Raw genomic sequence first — 25,182 nt, 5'->3', positions numbered from 1 at the left:
TAGTATGGAGTGCTGTATGAACGATTTGTTTATCCAAGGGCTGACCATCGACTGGAACAGAGTTCGCCCATACAATTATGTTCGTCAGATTCCTGCCATCAGTGGAATCGACACTTTTACATTCCATAAGCCCATTACGTTCTTTGTTGGCGAAAATGGAAGTGGAAAATCTACGCTTCTGGAAGCAATCGCTGTTGCTTACGGCTTCAACGCAGAGGGTGGAACGAAGAACTATTCATTTTCCACATACAACTCCCATTCGGAACTATGTGAGGCTATGACGATTTCCAAGGGGTATCGCAGACCAAAGTTCGGGTATTTTCTCCGAGCAGAGAGTTTCTATAATGTAGCCACCAAGGAAATCGACTATTCCGATGACGATCATCCCTCCAAAGGCTATCACCAAAAATCACACGGTGAAAGTTTCCTCGCCATTGCGCAGGACTACATGGGTGCAGATGGAGTCTATATTTTTGACGAGCCGGAAGCCGCTTTATCCCCGCAGCGGCAGCTCACGTTACTGATCAACATTTATCGGTGTGCCCAAGAAGGGGCGCAATTCATTATCGTATCACATTCACCCATTCTCCTCGGAATGCCTGATGCTGAGATTTTTAGCTTCGACAATGGCACGATTCATCCTTGTCAGTATGAAGATACGGACAGCTACGTTATCACCAAAACATTTGTAAATAATCGGCAGCATTTTTTGAACCAGCTTCTGAACGAAGAAACGTAATGCCGGGAAAGGACATTCCATATGAGTGATTCTACGTTGAAAGAGCTTTGGCAGCAGGTCGCTGAAAAGAAAAGCTGCGAAGCAAAACAGAAAGAACTGACCGCCCAGAGAGATACGCTTGCTGATTGCCTGAAAAAGCTGGAAAAATCCAAGCTGGCAGAGCAGGCTGATGTGGACCGTCTGGAGGGACACAGCCTTGCCGCATTTTTCTATCAAGTGATTGGAAAAATGGATGAAAAGCTGGACAAAGAACGGCAGGAAGCCTATGCAGCCCGTGTCAAGTACGATGCTGCTCTCCATGATCTTTCTTCCGTTGATGCCGACTTGAAGCAGATTCAAAATAGACTGGCACGGCTGTCCGATTGCGAAAGTCAGTATCAAGCTGCTCTTTCCGAAAAAATCAAAGGCATCAAAGTCTCTGCCCACCCTGCCGCACAGCAGATTGCGGAAAGCGAAAGCCGCATTGCCGCACTGAAAGTTCAAAAGCGGGAGCTGCTGGAAGCCATCAACGCAGGAAAGACTGCCTTGCATACGGTCAACGAAGTTCTGGAAACCCTCGACAATGCCGAGGGCTGGAGTACATGGGACGTAATGGGCGGCGGTTTGATGGCCGATCTTGCCAAGTATGAGGAACTGGACGATGCACAGGAACAAATCGAACAGCTTCAAGTGGAACTGCGGCGGTTCAAAACTGAGCTTGCCGATGTTGAGATCACCGCAGACCTTCAGGTTACGGTGGACAGCTTTTTGAAATTTGCGGATTTCTTCTTTGACGGCCTCTTTGCAGACTGGGCAGTTCTGGATCACATCAATCAGGCACAGAGCAGGGTGGAAAACACCAAGGATCAAATCAAGCGAGTTCTTGCACTTCTGAAAAAGATGCGCGAAGATGTTGATGTCCAAATCGCTGATGAAAAAGAGAAGCGGGAGCAGCTTGCGGTGGAAACTGTGCTGTAGGTTTGGAGTGTTCGCGTATGTGATATGCTCAACTCAATAAATCGGAATTGAGGGAGTAGGAGAAATCGAGATTGGAGGATAAGTTGGTGAACAAGATTTTCAAAGGTCTTATTCGATTTTTGATAGAAGTGATAGTTATGACTGTTTTGATTGTTGGGATCAACATATTTACGAATGGTATGTATCTTTGGGGATTGCCCCGCATAAATGATATTCAGTCTGTAAATATCACGTATCCGAGTGTCACGGATGATGTTAAAGAAATTTCGAGCAGTGAGGACATTGAGTTAGCCTTAAAGCTAACGGGATTTCTGAAATATGATTTATTTGGGGAAGTGAATAGCGAAGAAGAACCCGCTATTACAATTACTTATTTTCTTAAGGATGGAACAAGCAAAACAATCTCCGCTAATAACACTACTGTCTGGTGGAACAATAAAATTCATGTAATCAAGGACAAGGAAATGTTTGTCAACCTAACAGAGGGAATTTTCTTTCTGGAAGATTTACAAACAAAGTAAATCAATTCCTGTTTGACGGACTATCAAATTATTACACACCCTCTGCGGGCGACCCTCAAAACGGTTGCCCGCTATTTTTATACCCTAAAATCTGAAAAAGGAGGAACGCTATGCCAAGCAAAACCGAAGAATATCTCGCCCTTGCCCAGCGCACGGCGAACGGGTTGACCCGGTATTGGGAAAGCTGGACGGACTACCTGACCACCGCATCCCGGTTGTACAAGTACCCCTTTGCAGACCAGTTGATGATCTACGCTCAGCGGCCCGATGCCACCGCCTGCGCCGAATTTGACATTTGGCGCAACCGGATGAACCGCTATGTCAGGCGTGGCTCTAAGGGCATCGCTCTGCTGGACGAATCCAGCGGATTCCCTCGACTGCACTACGTTTTTGACGTAAGCGACACCGGGGTGCGCCGCAATTCCCGTGACCCGGAGATGTGGCAGTACAATGACGACCTGAAACAGCCGGTTTCGGAAATGTTGAGCAAGACCTACGGCATCAGCGGAGAGCGTGTCAGCCAGCAGCTTGCCGATGTTGCCGGGAAACTGGTGGCGGATTACTGGGACAACAACGGCGAGGACATCCGTGCCATCGTTGACGGCTCGCTGCTGATGGATTATGATGAAGCCGGGGTGGAGATGCAGTTCAAAAGCGCAGCAGCAATGAGTGTCACCTACACGCTGCTGGAACGCTGCGGGTTTGAGCCTGCCGGGTGGTTCGACAAGGACGATTTTCAGGCAATCTACAATTTTTCCACCCCGGATGCCGTCTTTGCCCTCGGCGCAGCAGTCAGTGACATGAGCCGGGAGGTGCTGCGGAACATCGAGCGCACCGTAAAAACAACCATTCGCCGCCGAAACAATGAAAGGAGCCAGCATGAATATGAGCAGCAATCTGAGTTACACGCAGACCGGGGATTATCTTCTCCCGAACCTGACCCTGCATCAGCCGAAGACCCCGCTGGGCAAGTACAGCAGGATGCGCCTGAGCTTTCTGAGGCAGCAGCACCCGGCACTGTACAACACGATGCTCCTGAACGGGAGCCTGTACCCGCACCTGATGGAGGTGGAGCAGACGGCAGAAAGCCGGATGCAGCAGACCATGGCGCAGCTTCTGAAACAGAACCCGGCCCCGGACAAGGAGCAGAATCAGATGGCATGGGTGCAGCACATGAACAGCCTGCGGGCACAGGCAGAGGAACTGGTGCTGACGGAGCTGATCTACAGCTAAGTTTTCTGGATGCCGTCCTTCCCACCGAAGCCCAGCAAATTGAGAAGATTGACCGAGCGGAGAGCGAGAAATCGTCCTCCGCTTTTGTTTTGTCGCAGGCTGAAATTGAGAACGAGCTGCGGCGGCATGGTTCTGGGTTTGCAGGTGGCAAGCAACGCATTATGGCACTGTACCAGACCCAGCCTGACCGAAAACTCCGTGCCAAGGCGTTGGCAAAGGAGTACGGCATTGGTGGGCATTCCCACGATTTTCTGGACGGAAGCCGGGGCTTTGTGAATCACGACTGGAAGGGTCTGGAATTTGACCATTACCCCGACCACCAGAAAATCACCTTGAAATGGGCGCAGGTGGAAAAGTATATCGACCTGATGATCCAATCCGACCGCTACCTGACCGATGAGGAAAAAGAGCAGCGTACTGCCAGACAGGAAGCCGAACGTCAGCTTCCGATGCTGGATGGCACTGTTGCCGCAGAGTACACTGCTCTGAAAGAACAGTATCCTAACACCCTCGTGGGCTTTGAACTGAACGGTAACTATCTGTTCTATGACAAAGATGCCGTTGCTGTGGAGCGGATTCTGCGCACCAATCTTCTGTCACAGGAAAATGTGCTTGGCAAAGTCAAAGTAACTGGTTTTCCGAGTGAGCAGTGGGCAGCAAAATCTAAAAAGCTGTGGGCAGCGGGCAACAACGTCTATCTGGCTGGCTTGAACGAAGATGGCTCCCACCACCAGACAAAATATCTCCGGGAAGCGGATTATCTGCCAATCGGCAGCATCATCAAGCTGGATGACCGAGATTTTCGGGTAGAACACGTTAATTTTACGTTCAAATCCGTCAGCTTGCAGGACATGGAGCTGACGAAAAACAGACTGCCCATTTTCCGCAATGAGCATCTTCCGCACATCAGAGAACTGTACGAAGAACAGCAGGCCGCAGCCATTGATCTGGTTCCCGAAAAAGAGGTCAGCTATAAGGTCGGGGACGAAGTTGTAGTAGACCTTCCCACCAGAACGATTGAAGGAACCATCGGCTATGTTGGCGAAACCGATGTGCGCATCGACACCAGTGCGCACGGTCAGTCATGGGACAATGAGGTCATCAACAAGCAGCAGTTCGAGAATGCACTGCGGCAGGAGGAGCCGGATGTGTCTGAACTGACCGATGAGGAACTAGACGAACTGCCCATCTCTACGGTGATTGACGGCGAAGTGCAGACCTTCCCGGATGCCGCCGCCTTGGATGAAGCCCTGAATGCTGAACCTGCGCCGGAGCCTGCCGGAAACTTCCGTATTACGGACGACCATCTGGGCGAGGGCGGCGCAAAGCAGAAATATGCCCGGAACATTGAAGCCATCCGCACCCTGTTCAAGCTGGAACAGGAGCACCGAGGTGCCACTGCCGAGGAACAGCAGGTGCTTTCCCAGTATGTGGGCTGGGGCGGTCTGGCGGATGCCTTTGACCCCGGCAAAGATAGTTGGGCAAAGGAATATGCAGAGTTGAAGGGGCTGCTCTCCGAGGATGAGTACGCTGCTGCCCGTTCCAGCACCCTGAACGCCCACTATACCAGCCCTACCGTCATCCGTAGTATCTACGATGCCGTGGAGCGCATGGGTTTCCACAGCGGTAACATTCTGGAACCTAGTATGGGCGTGGGCAACTTCTTTGGAATGCTGCCGGACAGCATGGCAGACAGTCGGCTGTACGGCGTGGAACTGGACAGCATCACCGGGCGCATTGCGAAAAAACTGTATCCGCAGGCCGACATTACCGTGGCAGGCTTTGAGACCACCGACCGCCGTGATTTCTACGATCTGGCGGTGGGCAACGTGCCCTTTGGTCAGTACAAGGTCAACGATAAGGCGTACAACAAACTGGGATTCTCCATCCACAATTATTTCTTTGCGAAAACCATCGACCAAGTGCGTCCGGGCGGCATCGTGGCGTTTGTGACTTCTCGCTATACCATGGACAGCAAGGACAGCACCGCCCGCAAGCACATGGCAGAACGAGCCGATTTGCTGGGTGCCATCCGTCTGCCCAACAATGCGTTTAAGGCAAATGCAGGCACCGAAGTGGTTTCGGACATTATCTTTTTGCAAAAGCGTGACCGCCCCATCGACCACGAGCCGGACTGGGTGCAGCTTGGCAAGACCGAAGATGGTTTTGCCATCAACCAGTATTTCGTAGACCACCCGGAGATGGTGCTGGGGCAGCTTACGCTGGAAAGCACCCAGTATGGTCATGACCTGACCGTTGCGCCCATCGAGGGCGCAAACCTTGCCGACCAGCTTGCCGAGGTGGTACAGCATATTGAGGGGCAATACACCGAAGCTGAGGTGGAAACACCAGATATTGCGGATGCCGAAAACGAGAAGCATATTCTCCCGGCTGACCCGGATGTAAAAAACTTCTCCTACACCGTGGTGGACGGTGAGGTGTACTACCGAGAAAATTCGATTATGACGCAGGTGGAGTTGTCCGATAATGCCAAAGCCCGTGTCACCGGCATGGTGGAACTGCGGCAGATCGTCAACCAGCTGATTCAGGAGCAGCTGGACGATTACCCGGATGAGGACATTAAGGCAACCCAAGCAAAGCTGAACACAGCTTATGACGCTTTTACCGCAAAATACGGTCTGCTCAACGACCGCAAAAATGGGCGTTTGTTTGAGGATGATTCTTCCTACTATCTGCTCTGCTCTTTGGAAAATCTCGATGAGAATAAACAGCTCAAAAGCAAGGCGGATATGTTCACCAAGCGAACGATTCGCCCAGAGCACACGGTCACCAGCGTGGACACCCCCAGCGAAGCACTGGCAGTGTCCATTGGAGAACATGGCCGTGTTGATCTGCCCTATATGGCGGAACTTCTCGGCTCTCCCGGCGATTATGAGCGTATTACCACAGAGCTGCAAGGCGTGATTTTCAAAGACCCTTCTGCGGATGCAGATGAGCCGGAAGCAGGCTGGCAGACTGCGGACGAGTATCTTTCCGGCAATGTGCGGAATAAACTGCGCATGGCTCAGCTTGCCGCTGAAAGCCACCCGGAGTTCAAGATCAATGTGGAGGCTTTGACCAAAGCGCAGCCGAAGGACCTTGAAGCATCAGAAATCGACATCCGACTGGGTGCCACATGGCTGAATCCCGCCATTGTGCAGCAGTTTATGATGGAGACTTTTCAGCCGCCCTACCGCATCCGCTATAACAACCTGATCCAAGTCCGCTACTCTCCATTTACGTCCGAATGGCGCATCGGCAACAAATCTGCCGCCGGAATGTATGATATCATGTCCACCGAAACCTACGGCACCCACCGGGCCAACGCCTACAAGATTTTGGAGGACACCTTGAATTTGCGGGACTGCCGCATTTATGATACCATTGAGGAGGATGGTAAAGAGCGGCGTGTCCTGAACCAGAAGGAGACGATGCTTGCCCAGCAGAAGCAGCAGGCCATCAAGGATACCTTTGCAGGCTGGGTTTGGCAAGACCCGCAGCGGCGGAATCTGCTGGTGAAGCAGTATAACGAGTTGTTCAATAGTACCCGGCCCCGCGAGTATGACGGAAGCCATATCCATTTTGTCGGTATGAACCCGGAGATCAATCTGCGGGAACATCAGCGCAATGCAGTTGCTCATGTGCTTTATGGTGGGAACACCCTGCTCGCCCACGAGGTGGGTGCCGGCAAAAGTTTTGAGATGGCAGCTTCGGCAATGGAATCTAAGCGTTTGGGCCTGTGTCAGAAAAGCCTGTTCGTGGTACCCAACCATCTGACCGAGCAGTGGGCCAGCGAGTTCCTGCGGCTATACCCCAATGCAAAGCTGCTCGTTACCAGCAAGAAAGACTTTGAACCCGCCAATCGAAAGCGTTTTTGCGCCCGCATCGCAACCGGCGACTACGATGCCGTCATTATCGGCCACTCGCAGTTTGAGAAAATCCCTCTTTCTGCGGAACGGCAGGCACGGATCATCGAAGATCAGATCGAGGAAATCGAAAAAGCCATTGCAGAGGCCAAGGAACAGTCCGGTGAGCATTTTACCGTGAAACAGATGGAAAAGACACGGAAAACACTGGAGGTGAAACTGAAAAAGCTACAGTCCACCGACCGCAAGGATGATGTGGTCACATTTGAACAATTAGGCGTAGATAGGTTATTTGTGGACGAGAGCCAGAACTACAAGAACCTATATCTTTACACCAAGATGCGCAATGTTGCTGGCCTTTCTACCTCCGAAGCACAGAAGTCCAGCGATATGTTCGGCAAGTGTCGTTATCTGGATGAAGTGACTGGCGGGCGCGGCGTGATTTTCGCAACGGGAACGCCCATCAGCAACTCCATGACGGAAATGTACACACTGATGCGCTATTTGCAGTACAGCACTCTCCAGCAGAAACAACTGCCCCACTTTGATGCATGGGCTTCTACGTTTGGCGAGACCACCACGGCCATTGAGCTTGCGCCGGAAGGAACCGGCTACCGTGCGCGCACACGTTTTGCCAAGTTCTTTAACCTGCCGGAGCTGATGAATATGTTCAAGGAGGCAGCGGACATCAAGACTTCCGACCAGTTGCATCTGCCTGTTCCGGAAGCCAAGTTTGAAACTGTCGTGGTCAAACCCTCGGAAATCCAGCAGGACATGGTGAAATCCCTGAGCGAACGTGCTGCTGAGGTGCATAGCGGTGCGGTTGACCCCTCGGTGGACAATATGCTGAAGATCACCTCGGACGGACGTAAAATCGGCCTTGACCAGCGGCTGATGAATCCGCTCACCCCGGATGACCCGGACAGCAAGCTGAATGCCTGTGTCGACAATGTTCTGCGTATCTGGAACGAAACCAAAGAGGATAATCTGACGCAGCTGATTTTCTGCGATATGTCCACGCCCAAGGGAGACGGCTCGTTCAATGTCTACGATGATATTCGCACAAAGCTGCTTGCCGCCGGGGTGCCGGAATCGGAGGTCGAGTTCATCCACAACGCTGATACTGAAGGTAAGAAAGCGGATTTGTTCTCCAAAGTCCGCAGCGGCAAGGTGCGTGTCCTGCTGGGCAGCACTGCAAAGATGGGCGCAGGCACCAATGTCCAGACCCTGCTGGTGGCCGTGCATCATCTGGATGTAGGCTGGCGACCGTCCGATATGACCCAACGCAACGGCCGAATCATCCGTCAGGGCAACAAAAACAAACAAGTTTACGTCTATAATTACGTCACGGAGGGGACATTCGACGCCTACCTCTGGGTGCGACACGAAGTCGCTTAAATCAACTGTCTGGCTATGACCAGACCTGTTATTCCATTAGCAGTAGTCTACTGTCAACAAAGCAGCTGGTAACGGCTGTGAGGAAGCGTGACAGGACAAGGGTAGCCCCACCCGAAAGGGTTCAAGCCGAAACCGCGAGGTGGAAGCGATAAACTGCAAGCAACAATGTGGTTGGGGAGCCTGACTTGTATGGTATGGTTAATGTAATGTGAATCACTGTTAAACGTCGTTAAAGCTGAACAGGCTAAAGTTGCTGACAAGCCTGAACCAAAACGGTAACGCAGCTGGTTGCTCCTCTATAGAGTGGGAACACATGGATTCAAAAGCTGCTGGCGGAGAAGTGAAACCTAACCCATACTGTTGAATAAGCGGAACGTGGTAAGCCCGTATTTCCCCGAGCAATCGGACGGAAACCGTAAGGAGACTTTATGAAATGCGGGTAGAAGAAAGATGGAAAAAGCGAATGCCGACCCTGTAATGGGGACGGATAGAGGTTGCAACATCACCTCGTGCGAAAGCAGGCAGACTTCCATCTATGGTCTTTCTTTACGAGAGAATTTACAGAACTTTTCAAAAAGGAGGAATTGCAAATGAACGAGAAATCGTGTGCACCGACTTGCAGAGCGGGAAATTGGGACAGCATCGACTGGAACAAGGCTCGTGCTTATGTTAAAAAGCTGCAAATGCGTATCGTAAAGGCTCAACAAGAAGGTCATTACAGCAAGGTAAAAACGCTGCAATGGCTGTTAACTCACTCGTTTTACGCCAAAGCCTTGGCAGTGAAGCGGGTAACAAGCAATCGTGGTAAAAATACGGCTGGAGTTGACCATGAATTGTGGCTAACTCCTGAGGCAAAATTCAAGGCAATCAGTAAACTGAAACGGAGAGGATACCGTCCTCAGCCCCTGAAACGTGTTTATATTCCGAAGAAAAACGGCAAACTGCGGCCTCTGAGCATTCCGACGATGACAGACCGTGCTATGCAGACCCTATACAAGTTTGCATTGGAACCGCTTGCTGAAACCTACGGTGACCTCAACTCCTACGGATTCCGAATCGGAAGAAGCACACACGATGCAATCGAGCAGTGTTTCACCGACCTGAACAAGGGCAAGTCTCCTCAGTGGATTCTTGAAGGTGACATCAAGGGATGCTTCGACCACATCAGCCATGAATGGCTCATGGAGAATATCCCGATGGATACGCAGGTTTTACAGAAGTGGTTAAAGTGTGGATACGTTGATACAAAGCAACTTTTCCCCACTGAGGAAGGCACACCGCAAGGTGGAGCCATCTCGCCTACTCTGATGAATATGACGCTGGATGGACTGGAACGGCTCTTAAAGGAACGACTGCCGACCCGCAAAAAGGTCAATGGTAAAACTCATTTTAATAAGATGAACTTCGTGCGCTATGCTGACGACTTTATCGTAACCGGAGAAAGCCCGGAATTTCTGCGTGAAGAAGTGCTCCCTATTATCAGAGATTTCATGACGGAACGTGGGTTGCAGTTATCTGAAGAAAAGACGGTCATCACTCACATTGATGATGGATTTGACTTCTTGGGCAAGAACATCCGTAAGTATAACGGAAAACTTCTAATCAAGCCCTCGAAGCAGTCGGTCGGCTCTCTGCTGAAAAAGATGCGTGAAATCGTCAAGAGCAACAAATCGGCAAAGCAGGATTCCCTGATTCGCCAGCTCAACCCGGTTATCCGTGGATGGGTCAATAACCAGCGATTTGTTGTATCCGCTGAAACATTCAGCAAAATCGACTATCAGATTTACAATTGTCTTTGGCAGTGGGCAAAGCGCAGGCATAAGAACAAAGGCAGACGGTGGATAGCAGTGAAATACTGGCATTGCATCGGAACCCGAAACTGGACTTTTGCCGCAGAGGAACGCACCAAGAAGAACGGTGAGCAATCCTACTTTGCTCTTGAATATGCAACGGACACCAAAATCATCCGCTTTAAGAAAATCGTCTCTAACGCAAATCCCTTCGATGAGCGATGGAGCGGTTATTATGAAGAGCGCGATGGTGAGAAAATGTTGAACAGCACTAACGGACGCGAAAAACTCCTGAAAGTATGGAGAAATCAACACCGCTGTTGCCCAGTATGTAATGAGCCTATTACCTCGGAAACGAGTTTCAAGGTTCATAAGGTGTTCCGAAGCGGGAAGTCGCCATGGCTGGAAATGGTGCATCCCGAATGCCATGCCGTATTGCACAAAAACGATTCTTGTTTTGTTGAGCCGGGTTCCCTGATGGGAGCTTTATGAAAGGCTTGAGCCGTATGAGGGGAAACTCTCACGTACGGTTCTTAGGGGAGGGGCTGGCAGTAATGCCATCCTCTTACCCGATCAAACGCTGGAAAACAAGCAGAAGTTTATTTCGCAGATCATGACGAGCAAATCTCCGATGCGCTCCTGTGATGATGTGGATGAGCAGGCTCTTTCGTATGCCGAGGTCAAGGCCCTATGCGCAGGCGACCCGCGCATCCGGGAAAAGATGGATCTGGATGTGCAGGTAGCAAGGCTCAAAGTGCTGCGCTCGGATTACCAGAACCAAAAATATCGTCTGGAAGATAAGCTGCTCAAGCATTACCCGGAGGAAATTCAGAAAGCGAAGAACCGTATTGCGGCTCTGAAAAACGATGCCCAAATCGCAGACGCACACCCGCAGGATAAGGAGAACTTCTGCGGCATGACGATCAAGGGCATGGTGTTCGATGAGAAAAAAGCAGCTGGTGAGCGGCTGATGCTCGCCTGCAAGGAGATGCCGAATGCGGATATGATGCTGCTGGGCACCTATCGCGGCTTTGAGCTGAACATTCGCTTTGACAGTTTCAAGAATGAGCATCAAATCGTTCTCCGCGGCGAGCTGAGTTATCCGGTACCGCTGGGCGATGACCCTCGCGGCAACATCGTCCGTCTGGACAATGCCATCGGCAATTTTGCCGACCGCATTGCCGATGCTGAGGCCGCACTGGATTCTCTGGAACAGCAGAAGCAGGCTGCAGAGGTTGAAATCGCCAAGCCGTTTGCGCAGGAGGAAGAACTGCAAACCAAGTCTGCCCGCCTTGCAGAATTGGATGCGCTGTTGAACATGGAGCATCAGTCCAGCCGGACAGAACCCGAAGCGGAAGAAAAGCCGGATGCCCGCCCCTCTGTGCTGGCAGCTCTGGAAGAAAAGGCTGATAAAGTGGAGCCTGTCCGACCATTCAAATCTTACTTGGATAAGGATGGTGATGCCCGGTGAACGACCGTCGCGACCAGCAGCTCCATTTCCGGGTCAGCAAAGTCGAACTGGAACGCATTCGTCAGAAGATGGAAAGTTGCGGTATTTTGAGCATTGGCTCTTATCTGCGAAAAATGGCTCTGGATGGTTACTGCCTGAATCTTGATTTACCACAGCTGCGTCGGATGGCGTACCTTCTTCAGAATTGCAGCAACAACCTGAATCAGGTGGCGAAACGGGCCAATGAAAGCGGGCAGTTCTATGCCGCCGATTTAGAGGACTTGCGTAGTCGGTTGGATGAGCTGATAGCTATTGGCAAGCAACTTCTCGCCAAACTCACCGAACTCTAAAAAATTTCCCGCAGTAGGAGGCTGCGGGTTTACATAACGGTTGACATCCTTGCAAGGCAAGGGGCGATACCTTTATAATAGGGGCGAAAAAGAAAGGCTGGTGTTTGATATGAGGTTTTTATTCAAGATGATGCTTGCCCCGATCTCTCTGTTCGTGGCTTTTCTGGCTCTGATGGCAAAGTGGCTGCTTACTCTGTCCAGCTATGTTGTCGCGCCGTTGATGCTGTATATCTTTGGCTGCGGCATCTACACCGTCTACCGCCAGACTTGGGATCAATTTCTGATTCTGCTGGTTGCCGAATTTCTCTGCTTTGTCCTTTTTGTCGGCGCAACTGCAATGGTGGAGGGCGTTGAGAAATTCAGCGGTTGGCTCCGGGACCTGATTTGATTTTGAATCTTCTTGCCGCCTTCGGGCGGCTTTTTCATTTAGGAGGTGATCTGCTCTGGCTGCTACTCGTCTGATCGCACTGCATCAGCACAAAGGAAAATCTATTGCCGCCTGCCTGAAAGACCGCACCAACTATGCACAGAATCCTGACAAGACTGAAAAAGGCGAACTTGTCAGCAGCTATCAATGCAGCCCGCTTACTGTGGACGAGGAGTTCATGCTCACAAAAAAGCTGTACGAGCAGGCCACCGGGCGCAGCCAAAAAAGTAACATTATCGCCTATCAGATACGGCAATCTTTCCGGCCTGGTGAAATTACGGCTGAAGAAGCAAACCGCATCGGTTATGAGTTGGCCTCCCGGTTTCTGAAAGGCAAACACGCTTTTATCGTTGCAACGCATACCGATCGGGAACACATCCACAATCACATTATCTATAACTCGACCACTCTGGACGGCACAAGAAAATTCCGGGATTTTTTCTTTTCCGGTCTGGCAGTGCAGCGGTTGAGCGACCTGATTTGTCTGGAGCATCAGCTGTCAGTCATTGAAAAGAAGCCTTACCGGGAACGGCAGAAGCGCATCACTTACCCCCCAAAGGAAAGCAACCGCGACCGGCTGTGCAGTGTAATCGACGAGATTTTGCAGCAGAAGCCCACCGACTACGAAGATTTTCTGCAAAAACTGGAACAGCAGGGCTATGAAATCAAACGCGGCAAATACACTTCCGTTAAAGGCGCACGGCAGAAACGCTTTATCCGGTTCAAGACACTGGGTGCCGGGTACAGCGAGGATGAAATCAAAGCAGTCATTGCCGGAAAAGCCGAACACCGCCCACATCAGAAGCAACCTCCCAAAGAGCAGCCGTTCCAGTTGCTGGTTGACATTCAAGCAAAACTTGCCGAGGGCAAGGGCGGTGGATACGAGCGTTGGGCGAAGAAGCATAACCTGAAAGAGATGTCCAAAACGCTGATTTTTTTGCAGGAGCAGAAAATCGGCAGTGCGGATGAGCTGAAAGAGCGTGCTGATGCTGCACTTTCTCGCTATCACAAACTGGGCGATTCCATCAAGGCCGCCGAGAAGCGTATGGCAGAAATCGCCGTCCTCCGGGCGCACATCGTCAACTATGCCAAGACCCGGCCTGTATACGATGCTTACCGTAAATCCGGGTACTGCTCCAAATTTTTGGAAGCGCACCGGGAAGAAGTCACGCTGCATAAGACGGCGAAAGCCGCTTTCAATGAATCTGGCCTGAAAAAGCTGCCCAAAGTGAAAGACCTGAATGCAGAGTATTCGGCTTTGCTCACCAAGAAAAAAGCACTCTACCCAGAGTACCGAAAGGCGCGGGATGAGATGCAGGACATCGTAAAAGCGCAGAAGAATGTGGAACTGTTCTTTGCGGAGGAAAAGGACAGCAAAGAAAAAGAGCAAATCCGATAAGCCAAGACCGCCGAGAGCCTGACCTTTTATGGTCGGTTCTCGGCGGTCTTTTTTAGTTTATATAGCAGCGATCTTGTGTTACGAGCCAGTCCTCGCACAACCGCTGGGCTTCATCCATGGTTTTGCAAGTGCAATTGAACAGTCTGCCGTGCAGCGAACAGTAAGTATACCGAACTTTCGGTACGCCGTTTTCGTCCTGAAATTTCGTGTAGCGTTCCTCACCGGGCATCAGGTAAAGCTGTTCCATCTCTGCATCCGTCCTCTCTTTTTCGTGTGTCAGGCACACAACGCATTCATTTTACCACGGATGCCATGACTGCGCCATTGACGCTTACACCAAAAAGCATTCGGAATTTTCAGGGAGAGTGTGCATTGACACGCAATAGAAGCGTTCCGCAGGAATGCGCAGCCTGCATCCACCGGATGCAGAACATAAGGGGTTTGGGCACAGCCCAACAAGCATTTTGAATTTGATTTTTAGAAATCGGATTCAAAAATCGTGCCGTGGTACCACGGCGCACTGCTTGCAGAAGCTTTGAAGAAAAAGAGTATCAGACGGGAGTATAGATATAAATGTTGCGTCCCATCTCTCCCGTTTCAACATCGAAGCTTCCCGATGCCACTAGTTTTCCGTTATGAGTTATCTCAACATAAATATCCCAAAGGCCAGCAGCCTCCCAATATGCTTTCGGCGATTGACGAATCTCTACATTAAGGTCATCCGGAACTCCCAAATCTTTTGCAATGATTCGCAGTTGCTGATCTGTAAAGCTATCTCCCTGAGATATTTTATCTGTGGGGTCGTCCCATTCGCAGATGTAGGCGCATCCGGCATCAATTATTCCATCTGCATCGTTCCATGTTCCATCTTGAAACTTTTCATAGAACATTGCATAGTGCTCAATACCATCCTGATTGCTCGGCTCACCAGAATGCCAGTTTGTATAAGATGTGCTGGTTCCATTGACCCATTTCCAGTTTCCTTCAGAGCTTTCATCGCTGAATCCAAAGTAGGCATTCTCATACCCTTTCGCTTTCATTGCGCTGTAGAGAAGGAAATTTTCCGTTGACGATTCAATGACCGCTAGATGACCTCCTTTCCACTCGCAGCGTTTCTCTGCCTGCTGCCATGTGATTGGGCCAGACTCCCATTCCGATTCGGGCAATGTATAGAACTCATAAAGGTGTCCTGTGTAACCTTCGACCTGTGTTTCCTCGGCTGCATCGAATGCTTCCCATTCACAAATGTAGCCGCTCTGTTCATATGTATTGCTGTTTGCCAAGTCGTTCCACTTTACCGGCCACACAGCCACACAACTCTCGTCTGCCACAACATTGCTGGAGTTGTTCGGCTCTCCATCGCCCCAGTTCTGATATTCCCATGGTTCACCTGTCACCCAGCACCACTGACCGGCAGAATTTTTATAGCCGCCGATCCAAAGCTTACTGTTCTGAGTATTCAGACTTTCAATCAGTTTCTGTTCCTCTGGCGAGGTAATGGTCACAAGATGGCCGCCTTTTGCTTCGCAGGCAGCTTTTGCCTGTTCCCACGTGAGGGTATCATAAAAAATACCATAAGAGTGTTGCTTCGGCTCCTGTGAAATATCGACCTCTAACACATTGGCATTTTCGAATCCCGGATAAAAAGGATACCCCTTTAACCCATTGTTTTCTACAACTCTCAGGTACTCTACTTCTTCCTGATTTCTTCCATTTGGGTCGGTTAATCTAAATTCGTAAATTCCCGGTGTTAGATCGATTTGAAATGCCTCTGCTTCTCGAATAGTGTAATCATACGCTACAATTTTCTGCACATTTTCATCGTACTCCCGTGGTAATATATCCGTATCCAACTGAGCAATATGCAAATCATAATTATCACATAATGTTCCATCCCATGCATAGACATAAAGTTTAGCCTGACCATCAATCGATACCACACTATTCTCGTTTTCGTCAAGAAATAAAGAATTTGGAATACCTGCTTTGATGCCCATAGCCCAATCCACCGTTGCAACCTGCCTTGCTGTCAGCATTCCTGTCTGGCACATAGAGTAAGCAGTATAGACAAGCACATTACGGAATTCACTGAAGCTGATATCAGACTTTGAAATCCCATATAGTGATTTGTAAAAAAGCTGTGCCAAATCATAGGTAGAAAGAGGTTCATACTTTGTTTCGTCCACAGACGGCTGCGTCATAAGGTACGCTGCGTGAGAAATTACTGTGCAATTAGAATGCACTCCCCCATGATCAGAAAACTGTGCTTCGGGATCATAATTTTGTGACTTGCGCCAGTTTTCATCCTTGTATTTCGTCGGATAAGGTAGTCCATCCCCCTGAAGTACGCTGGATGGGTCAGCCAGATTCCGCTCAAGCTCACCCACAGTCCCAAAAATCCATGAAATATCTCCGTCAAGCCACTTCAAACTGGTTTCAAGTGGGATATCCCAATGCCTGAGAATATCCGGATATAATCTTTTAGGAGAGTCATTATACCAATCTTCAATTATTTCTCCCATAATATCCGAAATCGCCTCCATCAAGGCACCAGATTCTCCTTCATATGTCATCCGGCTGATGGATTGCTCAACTGCATGTGTGACTTCGTGTCCTAAAGTATCTATTGTCGGCGAGCAGGTTGCTCCAACAGAAATTCGCGTGAAAATCTTGCTTCTCCCATAACCTGCTGAGGCATTATTCGAATCCTTACCTCCTCTATGATCATTTGCAACGATTGCCACTGCCTTATTGTCATCGCCAAAGGCATCATATCCAAGCACGTCACGATAAAAATTGCTGACGGCCAGCAATTTTGCAAGTGCTACGATGGGTGTTCCCATGCCATCCGTCAAAGAGGCAATATCAATCGGCAAAAGTTCCGTTGCAGGCATACCACCCAATGCCTCTGTAGAGATTGAAATTCCGCCTTTCCCGATTTTTTTATAACGCTCACCGTTCTGGGCAGTCAATACGACTTGCCTCCAGCTTCCGCTCGTTGTATATTTTTGATTATTCAGTGAAACCCATTCGTCATCATCATCCCCATCATATATTGCTGTCGTTCCATCATCAAAAATTATTCTAAAATCCACCTCAATATCCCGATTCTCAGCATTATACAAGTACACATTTGTAAAGCGATTGCTGCTGGATTCATTATCTGTCAATTCATTCGAAAAGGTCTTTAGAGCCCTTCCATCTACAGCTGATAAAAACACTGACTCCCACGAATTGTTTTGATGAACCGATATTTTCCATGCCAATTCAGGATTTGTTTTGTCCAGTGAAAATATCACCAAATTGTTTACATAGATATCCGCTTCTCCCGGATATAACCCTGCAACTATTTTTTCAGCGTCATTTTGGGTAATTTTAGCTTCAACGGAAAGATTTTCAATCGGATAAAATCCGGAAGTCAAAAGTGCAGCTTCACTGTCTGCGTCAGCCGATACGGTAACTTTTCTGCCATACACCGGTATTCCCCGGTACACCTGCGGAAAGCTGTAATATGTATCTCCCAATACTGTGCTGCAATCCGCAGTCCCAAGCTCATCCTCTACTGAAACAATTCCAAGAGTATCCGCCACATCATTGATTGCGTCTCTTGCAGTGGAAGGATCTGTGATCTTTCGCTCCGTAAAATGGGACGGCAGAACAATTCCTGTTCCATTCACCGCAGAGACTTCTTGAACAGTTTCAGTAGGCTTAGACGACAAATTGCTGAAAATCAAAAAAGCCAAAATCGTTCCCAGAAACAGTACAAGAATGCCAAGCAGGGCAAAGAGCCATACCAAGTTGTTCTTACGGCGTTTTCTGTGCATATGGTCCGCAGTAGATTTTTTCATAATGATATTCCTTTGCTTGAGTTACCGAAATTTGCGATGCAATAAAAAAACTGGAAGAATGCCATAAGTTAAAGCTCTGCGATACTTCGCAGAAGCCTAGAATTTACAGATAGAATGCAGCGAACAGATCGCCGATTCCATAGAAGAAGTCACCGAGACTGGTAAAGCCCCAGTTGCTGCCACCAGACATTGTGTGGGTATAACCATCGGAGTAAGTATATACACCGTTTTTCTTGGAAACGACAGCACCATGGGACTGCTCAAGCGTTTTGGATTCGCTTTCCCATTTATCGTAGTAGGTGCTACGGAACATACGTCCGAAAGCATAGCAGACCTGAGAAATGATACCGCCGCCCTCAACACAAGACATTTCACTTTCGTTCAGTGCCATATAATTAGCGGGCATCTGAAGTTTGCTGTTTGCCATAAAGCAACACTCCTTTTATTTTGTGCCTTCTTCCAGTTTTTTTATTGCACCCCTTTCTTTCTATAATTTTCCGATCTCAGCCTTTATATCTTGCCAATAGAACCGACGTATTATCGTGCCCTCCGGGAACAGCAAGTGCCGTTTTGACCATCTGTTCCGCCGCCTGTTTCAGATTTCCCGTCACGGCCAAAATTCTGCACATAGTGCTGTCCGGCAGATAGCGGTACAGCCCGTCCGTGCATTGAATGAGCACATCTCCCTTCCGAAGCTGGAACGGCATCCGGTTTCCGCTGATCAATGTCAGCTCCGAAATCCCAAGATAGCTTGTCAGAGCAGCACGCTGCGGATGATGCAGTGCCTCATCCTGTGTTATGCTGCCCTCCAGTGCCATTTGGTCAAGCTGGGCACCAAAATTGTGATCGATGTTCAACTGCTCTAGCGTACCATCTCTATACAGGTAAATATGGCTGTCTCCTATACTGCACCAGAACAGCTTCCCGTTACGGAGAAACACTGTCGTCAGAGTCGTCCCCGCTTCGATTTTCTGGTTGGCCGGGTCCCGGAGATTCTTGACTTCCTCGTTCAGTCGTAGTGCTGCGCGTCCCATCTCCGTAGGAATATCTTCCGCCTGAGCGTGTTCCAGCAGGTATCTCGTTACCCCATGCGCCGCCAAAGCGCTGGCACGTTCGCCCCCGGTAAGCCCGCCCATACCGTCACACACAGCGCAGACTGTGCAGAAATCCCCAAAATCAAAGCATATCGAATCCTGCTGGCTTTTCCGGGTTCCAATCGACGTATAGCTGGCGATCTCCGCCTGACTCGTCTCATAGGCGTCGGCACACATCGTTTTTTCTCCTTCGTCTTTTACGGGTATCAGAAGAGTCTGTGTGATATCATCCATCGCTTCGGGAATGGTATTGGCTTCCTCGCCTGCCTTTTTTCGCTTGAACAGGGACATCACGTTTCAATCACCACCTTGAATGTGTACTCGGGCGACACGACACAAAAAATATCGCCATCTTTCAGTGTATACGATTTTTCTTTTTCCATTGGCTTTCCGTCCGCCAGATAGGTGCCATATTTGGACAGGTCCCTGACGATAAATTCCCGCTTGGGCTCGTTGTAAAACACCTCGCAGTGATTCCGGCTGATCTGGTTATCCGCTGGCATCATCACGTCGCTCGTCGCCAGACGCCCGACCTTCACCGTGCGATTCGGCTCGATTATCCACCGCCGTCTGGAAATGTGACCACCCGATTTCCGCATCGTCAGCTCCAGATATGCCAGCCTGCGTTTTTTCGGATGGAAGAATGCGGCCAGGCCCTTCGGCTCTGGCATATTCTGCTCCTCAACCTGACACATCTTCTCCGAGTCGTCGGAAGTCTCGACATGAATTTCAGCCTGCTTCGATGCCTTTGATTTCGGCATCAGTGCCCCCAGATCGATGTCGTAGTCCTCCGGCCGGACGACCTGTTCCAGTGCATCCAGAAAATCAAGCATCCTGCGATAACGGTCGTGGTAGTCGAACGCCAACGCCTTGTCAATCACGTCCGACAGCTGCCGGGAGACAGCGGGACACAGCTCGTGCAACGGGGGATAGGAGGCTCCTTTCGCACGGCTCAGTGCGTCCAGCATCTTGCGCCCTGACACGATAAAGTAGAAAGTTGCGGCCAGTGCGTAAATGTCCGTCCACGGTCCCTGACACGGTTTCTGCGTATACTGCTCGTAAGGGGCGTAGTTCGGCTTCAGGTAAATTTTTCTTTCTTTACTATCGCTCCCCTGACGGAACGAGCGTGCCGCGCCGAAATCGATGAGTTTTATTTCACCGTCCTGTGTGATAAGGATATTTTCCGGGCTGATATCCCCGTGGATCATGCCGAAACGATGGACTTCTGCCAGTGAACTTCCGAGCAGGAACAGCATCTGGAGTGCCATCTTGAGCGTCTGCTTCGGATTATGATTTTTTCGGAACACCCGCAGATTGCAACCCTCAATCAGCTCCATTGCAAAATATGCCGTCCCGTTTTCTTCAAAAAAATCCCGAATGTCAACGACAGAGATATTTTCTCGAAGCTCCTGAAGGGCGCATGCTTCTTCAATGAACTGCTGCTTTCCCTCTTCATACTCAGGCCGGTTTTCTTCATCTGCAAGGATGAGGGCACCATCTGGTGTCCTCCCCTGAAGCAGACCGGACGGGAAGTACTCTTTGATGCAGCAGCGTAGGCCGCTCTGCATATTCTCAGCAAGATACGTAATTCCGAAACCGCCCTGTCCCAAACTCTTGCCCAACAGGTATTTTTCTTTCAGAATGGTGAACGGTGCCAGATAGTCTTTCGCTGCAGAAGATTCTTCTGCATGATACCCGCAGTTCCGACACTCCCCATGCTCCATCGCTTCCTGAAAGCAAACGGGACAAAGTTTTTCTTCCAGACCCGCCATCTTTTATCTCACCCCGTCCTAATACTTTCCCGGCTCAGATTTTGAACTGGAAGATTTCGTTTCCGAGCGTGATATACATACCATTCGCCAGCGTCACTGTATTGCTGCCCAGAATTTTCTCGTCGCCCACGAACGTGCCGTTTTTGGAGCCAAGGTCCTGAATGGTGCAGACACCATTACGGCAGCTAATCTTCGCATGGGCACGGCTGATGATCGGGTTGGAGACGATGATGTTTGCCTGAGAACCCTTGCCGATCACAACCTCCGTGTTATTGTAAATTGCAAAACTCCGGTTCGTGTTCATCTGGATCAAAGAGGCCACGACTGTCATCGAGTTGTCCGTTGCCGGCACGGTTGTGGCATTGCCGTCATCGACCAGATTCGTCTCGGCATCCCGACTCGGATCGTTGCTGTTCCAGTCGTCCACGAACGCTTCCTCGTCTTCATGCACCGCATAGCTAACGATCACGGAAGCCACGGACATGATTGCGGCCAGTACGAGGAGCACAATCAGAATCATAGTCAGTGCAGGGGCAACACGGCTGGTTATCGAAGTGTCCGTCGGATCGATGGAAAATTTACCCGCAAACACAAAGAAGTACACTGCCAGCAACTCGATGATGCCAATCAGGTTCGCCACCAGTGCGCACCAGCTTATCGTGAACACACTAGCAATAGCCGCTGCGACGACCAGCACGAAGAACAGTACCAACAGTGCCACGCAAATTTTAGAGATATCATCCGAGGCATCACTCATGGTTTCAAGATTTACCAGCCTTGCCTTCTGCAAATCGGGACTGACAAGATAGGAAAATACACTCGTACTGCCTTTTTCAACGAATTCATCGATCTTATCGGAGGTAGTGCCCGCACCGAACTGAAAATTCAGCTTTGCTGCTTCTTTCATCTGTTTAAGCTCAGAAGTCATGGTTGCAGGGATATCCTTAAAGGTCCCCTTTTCCGTTTTCATCTGGTATCTCAGCTGATACCCCGGCACAAAAAGTGCCACAAGCAAAATCACCGTTGCAATCCACGAAAGAACCGCTCCAATTTTTTTACCCTTGGGGGCATCCGCAAAGAATGTTGCAAATTTTCTGTTGTCCTCCATAATAATGTCTCCTTTGTTTTACAATATTTTATCCGCCGGAGTAGAGTGTTCCAGCAAGATATCCTTTATTACCTTTTTCCCCGCAGTCTGTGTAGCCTTTTTCCATAATGGGAAAAGACCTTTTTTCTCTCCGACCGCGCTGATAAGGATGCCTGTGATATTGTCCGTCTCTTTTCGTTTCATGCAGAGCTGTGCTGTTTCTTCCAGAGCCTCATGTAACTTTTTTTCCTTGGAAGAATACCTGCAGCTCTTTTTTATTTCAGCCTCTGTCACCTTGCGGCGAAACCCGTCGCAGCAGATCAGAAACGTCCGGTGCGGCAGAACCTCACCGGAAAGATAATCCGGTTTCACATCTTTGCCCGCTCCCACGCACTGAAGCAGGAGGCTTTGTCTCGAATCTTTCCGGGCTTGTTCCGGTGTCAGTTTTCCTTCGGTAAGTTCACGCTGGACGATGGTATGATCTGTCGTAAGTTGCGTGAGGGTATCCGAAATGATATATGTCCGGCAATCTCCGACATGGCAGATGTAATACCGACCTTTCATAAAAAGAACAGCTTCCACTGTCGTTCCGCTGCGGAATCCGGCCTTTTCGGAGTTGTCTTTCAACCGGATATGAAGCGATTGGATAAGATTGTCCCAGTCATCGAACAGCTCCGTCTCCGGTTCTTCCTGTTCATATAGTTCCTCGACACGCTCATCGAACCAGTCCCGGAAGGCTGTCACGACCGCTGCGCTGCTCCGCTCGCCCATTTTCAGTCCACCTACGCCGTCGCAGATCACTGCGAGGACAGCTTCATCGTCCTGAGTCTGACCTCGTTGCACCAGAAGGAGAGAATCCTGATTCGTTTCCTTCTGTATTCCGATATCGGAATAATATGCGGCACAATATTTCATGTTCCTTTTCCTGCTTTCTCAGCGGTATTCGTGTTCGATTTCAAGAAGAACCATTTTCTTCTTTTTGTGCAGCAGAACGCTCCCGACCACGGCCAATAAAACAGCAACCAGCACCAGACAGATACCACACACCACCATGATTTGTCCAACCGTCATTTTCTCCACCTCTTTTACTGCCAGTTGTTCCGTGCCATGCGGTCCAGCTCATCCATCTGCGGGTCATACACGCCAGATGCCTGCTCTGCACGATAGAGTTCAGCAGCCGTTTCGTAATATCCCAGCGTTTTCGTGTAGGATGCTCCGTTCTGCAAATCAAGTTCGCCCTGAACAAAGGCGAGCCATTTATACACCCGGTAGTCCTTGGGGTAATCTTTTTTCAGTGCCTGAAGCATCTCCATCGCTTTGGAGAAATCATGTAGCTGATATTGCAACATTGCGATATTCAGCCGGACTTCCAGCGTGGTGTTTCCGTTTTTCTCCAGCTGCTGATAGGTTCGCAAGGCATCTTTTTGATAGCCGGGATTCCCGGTCGCTTCCGCCTGACGAATATATGCGGACGCCAGCTGTCCGGCCAGCGCGTTGTAATATCCATCGGGGAGCTGTTCAATGCCCTGATTCAGGAGATTGATTTCCTCCGAAAGCATGGAGTCTCCGATATCCTCACAGATCGATGCTGCCAGACGGTACGCGCGTGCAAGCTGGTCGTTGCCGTCCGCCGAGCCGATTGCCTTACGGGCGGCATCCAGCGCATCCGGCAGGTCTCCCTGTTTTCTCAGAAGCTCGCTTTGAACGACCTGATAGGCACCGCTTTGTTCGGCGTCAGGGACAGCTTTCGCCATCTCTGCAAGGACCTCATCCGCGCCAGAATAATCGCCCAGCTGAATCAGGGCGGTCGCCTCACCCTGATAATAGCTCAGGATATCAGGAGAGTATCCTATCGCTTTCTGGTACATCGTCGCAGCCGATTCATAGCTTTCCAGCTCGTAGTAAGCCTCCGCTGCCACGTTGTACAGGTTTGCCACGCTCTGTCTGCTGTAATATTTCAGCTCACGCGACTGCGTCGTTTCCACTGCATCGATGCACTCCTGATACTTTCCCTGCCGATAGAGAAGGACTGCCTGTTCCACATATGCTTCCAACTGGTCATCGTAAATCGCGATAGCCTGCTGCAGGTCCTGCTCCGCCTCATCAAAGCGCATTTCATCGGCGGCCGTCCGGCCTTTCCGCACGAGGGCATCATAAGCGGCGTACCGTTCCACGCCGATTCGCTGTACGCCAAACAGGATAGCCAAAGTTCCTGATACCGCAAGGACAAGAGAGACCGCCGCCACAACTCGCTGAGAATGAACCACCTTTTTATAGCGTCCGTCGATTGCGTGGATATCCTGCAGTGCCCGGAGCATTTCCTGTGCGTCGCAGAAGCGTTCTTCCTGCCTTTTCATCATCGCTCTGGCGATGATGAGCAAAAAGCTACGGCTAAATTTGAGTTTATAGCTCGTGATGGGCCGAACATCCTTCAGCGAATGGCCGGGCTGCTGCCCGGTGATTGCATAGTATAGAGTCGCACCGATGCCATAAACGTCCGTTCTCTTGCTGATAGTGCCATAACCACCCGCATTGGTTGCTTGCGCCGCTGTGACAGAATTGCTCACACCTCTGCCGGACGGATCCTTGTTGGATCTGACATTCTGATAGGCGAACGCATCTTTGTATCCTCGCAGCGGCATGGTTTCTTCAAGCGGAACCGTCTCGATCGTATCGGGCGATGCTCCCGGACGGGTATACTGTTCCGGTGCCGCATAGCCCGGCGTTGCGCCAATTGCCAGTACGCCTTTTGAAAAAACAAGCGATGTGTTAAAATCGATGACGCAGATATCGCCGGCGGGTGTTATCATGATATTGCTGGGCTTGATATCACAGTGCAGGATCGGAGGTACCTGCGAGTGCAGATAGGCAATCACCTCACAGAGCTGACAGGCCCACCGGTACGCAAGCTTCTGGCTGACCGGACCGTGTGTTTTGACGTAGTTTTGCATGTTCTCGCCCGGTATCATGTCCATGATGGTATAGACATAGCCGCTCGGGCTTTCGATCACGTCATAGATGCGCGGAAGATACTTGTGCTTCAGCGTCTTGAGGATATTGGCCTCCGCGCGCTCGTCCATCCGTCCCTTGAACTTCTGTTTTACACGCTTGATGACGACATCAACATCCAGACTGTCTTTGTGCGCGCGGTACAGTGTGCCCATCCCGCCCTCGCCAAGAGGTCGGATCGAACTGTAGCCGCTTCCAAGATCCGCCGCCCATTGACTGGTTTCGTTATAATTCATGCACAT

General features: G+C 50.1%; 20 protein-coding genes. 10 read left to right on the top strand and 10 right to left on the bottom strand.

All coding sequences use genetic code 11. The features are described 5' to 3' along the window. The first annotated feature begins 16 nt into the window (after nucleotides 1–16). The 3 genes from ACKXGA_RS13470 (at nucleotide 17) to ACKXGA_RS13460 (ending at nucleotide 2,217) form a co-directional block, all read left to right on the top strand. On the top strand, nucleotides 17–739 hold the full coding sequence (locus ACKXGA_RS13470) for an AAA family ATPase (protein WP_005921747.1): 723 nt from the start codon (nucleotides 17–19) through the stop codon (nucleotides 737–739). A gap of 21 nt (nucleotides 740–760) precedes the next feature. Next, nucleotides 761–1,696: a hypothetical protein gene (locus tag ACKXGA_RS13465; protein WP_423729692.1), complete on the top strand. Its 936-nt coding sequence runs from the start codon at nucleotides 761–763 to the stop codon at nucleotides 1,694–1,696. 86 nt (nucleotides 1,697–1,782) lie between these two features. Beyond that, nucleotides 1,783–2,217: a hypothetical protein gene (locus tag ACKXGA_RS13460; protein WP_243136815.1), complete on the top strand. Its 435-nt coding sequence runs from the start codon at nucleotides 1,783–1,785 to the stop codon at nucleotides 2,215–2,217. Nucleotides 2,218–2,294: 77 nt separating this feature from the next. On the opposite strand, the gene ACKXGA_RS13455 is transcribed toward ACKXGA_RS13460, so the two are convergent. Beyond that, complete coding sequence (locus ACKXGA_RS13455) at nucleotides 2,295–3,113, bottom strand: hypothetical protein (RefSeq protein WP_423729691.1); 819 nt, start codon at nucleotides 3,111–3,113, stop codon at nucleotides 2,295–2,297. Between ACKXGA_RS13455 and ACKXGA_RS13450 the strand changes: the two genes are divergently transcribed. The 7 genes from ACKXGA_RS13450 (at nucleotide 3,097) to ACKXGA_RS13420 (ending at nucleotide 14,130) form a co-directional block, all read left to right on the top strand. Continuing rightward, a complete protein-coding gene (locus tag ACKXGA_RS13450; RefSeq protein ID WP_423729690.1) occupies nucleotides 3,097–3,450 on the top strand; it encodes a TnpV protein in 354 nt (117 codons plus the stop codon). The two genes, ACKXGA_RS13455 and ACKXGA_RS13450, sit on opposite strands and share 17 nt — an antisense overlap. Before the next feature lie 161 nt (nucleotides 3,451–3,611). After that, nucleotides 3,612–8,714 (top strand): DEAD/DEAH box helicase family protein, encoded by a 5,103-nt coding sequence (locus ACKXGA_RS13445; protein WP_423730410.1) that lies wholly within the window; start codon nucleotides 3,612–3,614, stop codon nucleotides 8,712–8,714. A gap of 590 nt (nucleotides 8,715–9,304) precedes the next feature. Then, nucleotides 9,305–10,996, top strand: coding sequence for a group II intron reverse transcriptase/maturase (gene ltrA, locus ACKXGA_RS13440; protein ID WP_423729689.1), 1,692 nt, complete (start codon nucleotides 9,305–9,307; stop codon nucleotides 10,994–10,996). Nucleotides 10,997–11,117: 121 nt separating this feature from the next. Next, complete coding sequence (locus tag ACKXGA_RS13435; protein WP_423729688.1) at nucleotides 11,118–11,975, top strand: helicase; 858 nt, start codon at nucleotides 11,118–11,120, stop codon at nucleotides 11,973–11,975. Further along, a complete protein-coding gene (locus ACKXGA_RS13430; RefSeq protein WP_207698577.1) occupies nucleotides 11,972–12,304 on the top strand; it encodes a plasmid mobilization protein in 333 nt (110 codons plus the stop codon). Before ACKXGA_RS13435 ends, ACKXGA_RS13430 begins: the two co-directional genes overlap by 4 nt. A 109-nt stretch (nucleotides 12,305–12,413) precedes the next feature. Beyond that, complete coding sequence (locus ACKXGA_RS13425; RefSeq protein WP_117506243.1) at nucleotides 12,414–12,692, top strand: hypothetical protein; 279 nt, start codon at nucleotides 12,414–12,416, stop codon at nucleotides 12,690–12,692. Between the two features lie 55 nt (nucleotides 12,693–12,747). Further along, nucleotides 12,748–14,130 (top strand): relaxase/mobilization nuclease domain-containing protein, encoded by a 1,383-nt coding sequence (locus ACKXGA_RS13420; RefSeq protein ID WP_223390011.1) that lies wholly within the window; start codon nucleotides 12,748–12,750, stop codon nucleotides 14,128–14,130. 52 nt (nucleotides 14,131–14,182) lie between these two features. Here ACKXGA_RS13420 and ACKXGA_RS13415 read toward each other — a convergent pair whose 3' ends face one another. The 9 genes from ACKXGA_RS13415 to ACKXGA_RS13375 all read right to left on the bottom strand — a co-directional run bounded on the left by ACKXGA_RS13415 (nucleotide 14,183) and on the right by ACKXGA_RS13375 (nucleotide 25,176). Then, on the bottom strand, nucleotides 14,183–14,359 hold the full coding sequence (locus tag ACKXGA_RS13415; protein WP_223385292.1) for a DUF3873 family protein: 177 nt from the start codon (nucleotides 14,357–14,359) through the stop codon (nucleotides 14,183–14,185). A 322-nt stretch (nucleotides 14,360–14,681) separates the two neighbouring features. Next, nucleotides 14,682–17,978: a lectin-like protein gene (locus ACKXGA_RS13410; protein ID WP_423729687.1), complete on the bottom strand. Its 3,297-nt coding sequence runs from the start codon at nucleotides 17,976–17,978 to the stop codon at nucleotides 14,682–14,684. A 103-nt stretch (nucleotides 17,979–18,081) separates the two neighbouring features. Next, complete coding sequence (locus ACKXGA_RS13405) at nucleotides 18,082–18,405, bottom strand: hypothetical protein (protein WP_015565637.1); 324 nt, start codon at nucleotides 18,403–18,405, stop codon at nucleotides 18,082–18,084. Between the two features lie 76 nt (nucleotides 18,406–18,481). Beyond that, complete coding sequence (locus ACKXGA_RS13400) at nucleotides 18,482–19,363, bottom strand: PP2C family protein-serine/threonine phosphatase (protein WP_015565638.1); 882 nt, start codon at nucleotides 19,361–19,363, stop codon at nucleotides 18,482–18,484. Then, on the bottom strand, nucleotides 19,363–20,844 hold the full coding sequence (locus tag ACKXGA_RS13395; RefSeq protein WP_412601206.1) for a protein kinase domain-containing protein: 1,482 nt from the start codon (nucleotides 20,842–20,844) through the stop codon (nucleotides 19,363–19,365). The genes ACKXGA_RS13400 and ACKXGA_RS13395 overlap by 1 nt, the downstream gene beginning before the upstream one ends. A 34-nt stretch (nucleotides 20,845–20,878) precedes the next feature. Continuing rightward, the gene (locus ACKXGA_RS13390; RefSeq protein WP_423729686.1) at nucleotides 20,879–21,952 is read right to left on the bottom strand and encodes an FHA domain-containing protein; all 1,074 of its coding nucleotides are present in this window, start codon (nucleotides 21,950–21,952) and stop codon (nucleotides 20,879–20,881) included. Nucleotides 21,953–21,970: 18 nt separating this feature from the next. Next, the gene (locus tag ACKXGA_RS13385; RefSeq protein WP_223451747.1) at nucleotides 21,971–22,846 is read right to left on the bottom strand and encodes a PP2C family protein-serine/threonine phosphatase; all 876 of its coding nucleotides are present in this window, start codon (nucleotides 22,844–22,846) and stop codon (nucleotides 21,971–21,973) included. Between the two features lie 18 nt (nucleotides 22,847–22,864). After that, complete coding sequence (locus ACKXGA_RS13380) at nucleotides 22,865–23,002, bottom strand: hypothetical protein (RefSeq protein ID WP_015565642.1); 138 nt, start codon at nucleotides 23,000–23,002, stop codon at nucleotides 22,865–22,867. A gap of 14 nt (nucleotides 23,003–23,016) precedes the next feature. Beyond that, nucleotides 23,017–25,176 carry a protein kinase domain-containing protein gene (locus ACKXGA_RS13375; RefSeq protein ID WP_423729685.1) on the bottom strand — a complete coding sequence of 720 codons (2,160 nt, stop codon included), beginning with the start codon at nucleotides 25,174–25,176 and terminating at the stop codon, nucleotides 23,017–23,019. Nucleotides 25,177–25,182: the final 6 nt, after the last annotated feature.

The sequence above is a fragment of the Faecalibacterium hominis (ex Afrizal et al. 2022) genome, assembly GCF_049545105.1.
In the GTDB taxonomy this organism is placed as follows: domain Bacteria; phylum Bacillota; class Clostridia; order Oscillospirales; family Ruminococcaceae; genus Faecalibacterium; species Faecalibacterium duncaniae.
This window is presented reverse-complemented; position numbering and strand designations above follow the sequence as displayed.

Coding starts and splice junctions, on each gene's coding strand:
- ACKXGA_RS13470 (WP_005921747.1), top strand. CDS start 17: ATGAACGATTTGTTTATCCAAGGGCTGACCATCGACTGGAACAGAGTT.
- ACKXGA_RS13465 (WP_423729692.1), top strand. CDS start 761: ATGAGTGATTCTACGTTGAAAGAGCTTTGGCAGCAGGTCGCTGAAAAG.
- ACKXGA_RS13450 (WP_423729690.1), top strand. CDS start 3,097: ATGAATATGAGCAGCAATCTGAGTTACACGCAGACCGGGGATTATCTT.
- ACKXGA_RS13445 (WP_423730410.1), top strand. CDS start 3,612: ATGGCACTGTACCAGACCCAGCCTGACCGAAAACTCCGTGCCAAGGCG.
- ltrA (WP_423729689.1), top strand. CDS start 9,305: ATGAACGAGAAATCGTGTGCACCGACTTGCAGAGCGGGAAATTGGGAC.
- ACKXGA_RS13435 (WP_423729688.1), top strand. CDS start 11,118: ATGACGAGCAAATCTCCGATGCGCTCCTGTGATGATGTGGATGAGCAG.
- ACKXGA_RS13425 (WP_117506243.1), top strand. CDS start 12,414: ATGAGGTTTTTATTCAAGATGATGCTTGCCCCGATCTCTCTGTTCGTG.
- ACKXGA_RS13415 (WP_223385292.1), bottom strand. CDS start 14,359: ATGCCCGGTGAGGAACGCTACACGAAATTTCAGGACGAAAACGGCGTA.
- ACKXGA_RS13410 (WP_423729687.1), bottom strand. CDS start 17,978: ATGAAAAAATCTACTGCGGACCATATGCACAGAAAACGCCGTAAGAAC.
- ACKXGA_RS13405 (WP_015565637.1), bottom strand. CDS start 18,405: ATGGCAAACAGCAAACTTCAGATGCCCGCTAATTATATGGCACTGAAC.
- ACKXGA_RS13400 (WP_015565638.1), bottom strand. CDS start 19,363: ATGTCCCTGTTCAAGCGAAAAAAGGCAGGCGAGGAAGCCAATACCATT.
- ACKXGA_RS13395 (WP_412601206.1), bottom strand. CDS start 20,844: ATGGCGGGTCTGGAAGAAAAACTTTGTCCCGTTTGCTTTCAGGAAGCG.
- ACKXGA_RS13390 (WP_423729686.1), bottom strand. CDS start 21,952: ATGGAGGACAACAGAAAATTTGCAACATTCTTTGCGGATGCCCCCAAG.
- ACKXGA_RS13385 (WP_223451747.1), bottom strand. CDS start 22,846: ATGAAATATTGTGCCGCATATTATTCCGATATCGGAATACAGAAGGAA.
- ACKXGA_RS13380 (WP_015565642.1), bottom strand. CDS start 23,002: ATGACGGTTGGACAAATCATGGTGGTGTGTGGTATCTGTCTGGTGCTG.
- ACKXGA_RS13375 (WP_423729685.1), bottom strand. CDS start 25,176: ATGAATTATAACGAAACCAGTCAATGGGCGGCGGATCTTGGAAGCGGC.